A 1,632-nucleotide genomic window follows, 5' to 3' on the forward strand; every position below is an offset into this window, starting at 1 on the left:
GGAGCCGTCGAAGGTGGGACCAGCGATTGGGACGAAGTCGTAACAAGGTAGCCGTACCGGAAGGTGCGGCTGGATCACCTCCTTTCTAAGGAGCAATACGCCGGTTGCAGGCGAGTGTCCTGCACGGTTGCTCATGGGTGGAACGTTGACTATTCGGCACAGGAAGAGATCGGTCGTTAGTACTGCTTCGGCGTGGAACGCGATCTGGGATTGACTGTGTCGGGCACGTTGTTGGGTCCTGAGGGAACGGCCGTGAGGTCGTTGTCTCAAGGTTGCCGGCCTCACTTGAGGTGGTCTTCGGATCATCGAGGGTGTGTGACTGGTCGTTGTTTGAGAACTGCACAGTGGACGCGAGCATCTGTGGCCAAGTTTTTAAGGGCGCACGGTGGATGCCTTGGCACTAGGAACCGATGAAGGACGTGGGAGGCCGCGATAGGCCCCGGGGAGCTGTCAACCGAGCTTTGATCCGGGGGTGTCCGAATGGGGAAACCCGGCAGTCGTCATGGGCTGTCACCCGCTGCTGAACACATAGGCAGTGTGGAGGGAACGCGGGGAAGTGAAACATCTCAGTACCCGCAGGAAGAGAAAACAACCGTGATTCCGGGAGTAGTGGCGAGCGAAACTGGATGAGGCTAAACCGTATTGGTGTGAGACCCGGCAGGGGTTGCCAATGCGGGGTTGTGGGAATGAGCTTCAGTCGTCTGCCGGCGGCTGGGCGAGTCAGAAACCGTATGGGTAGTCGAAGGACATGCGAAAGGTCCGGCGTAGAGGGTAAGACCCCCGTAGACGAAATCTGTACGGCTTGCTTGCTCATCTCCCAAGTAGCACGGGGCCCGAGAAATCCCGTGTGAATCTGGCGGGACCACCCGCTAAGCCTAAATATTCCCTAGTGACCGATAGCGGATAGTACCGTGAGGGAATGGTGAAAAGTACCGCGGGAGCGGAGTGAAATAGTACCTGAAACCGTGTGCCTACAAGCCGTGGGAGCGTCGTTCACCAGCTTGCTGGTGGGCCGTGACTGCGTGCCTTTTGAAGAATGAGCCTGCGAGTTTGCGGTGTGTAGCGAGGTTAACCCGTGTGGGGTAGCCGTAGCGAAAGCGAGTCCGAATAGGGCGTTTGAGTTGCATGCCCAAGACCCGAAGCGGAGTGATCTAGCCATGGGCAGGTTGAAGCGCGGGTAAGACCGTGTGGAGGACCGAACCCACCAGGGTTGAAAACCTGGGGGATGACCTGTGGTTAGGGGTGAAAGGCCAATCAAACTCCGTGATAGCTGGTTCTCCCCGAAATGCATTTAGGTGCAGCGTCACGTGTTTCTTGCCGGAGGTAGAGCACTGGATAGGCGATGGGCCTTACCGGGTTACTGACCTTAGCCAAACTCCGAATGCCGGTAAGTGAGAGCGTGGCAGTGAGACTGTGGGGGATAAGCTCCATGGTCGAGAGGGAAACAGCCCAGAACACCGACTAAGGTCCCTAAGCGTGTGCTAAGTGGGAAAGGATGTGGAGTCGCAGAGACAACCAGGAGGTTGGCTTAGAAGCAGCCACCCTTGAAAGAGTGCGTAATAGCTCACTGGTCAAGTGATTCCGCGCCGACAATGTAGCGGGGCTCAAGCACATCACCGAAGTCGTGTCATT

At 57.2% G+C, this 1,632-nt stretch carries 1 rRNA gene; it reads left to right on the plus strand.

Going from position 1 to position 1,632, the window contains the following annotated elements:
* Nucleotides 1-362: 362 nt before the first annotated feature.
* A 23S ribosomal RNA gene (locus tag ACFQ87_RS45260) occupies nucleotides 363-1,632 on the plus strand; the annotation flags it as partial.

The sequence above is a fragment of the Kitasatospora sp. NPDC056531 genome (genome assembly GCF_042794375.1).
Lineage (GTDB): Bacteria > Actinomycetota > Actinomycetes > Streptomycetales > Streptomycetaceae > Kitasatospora.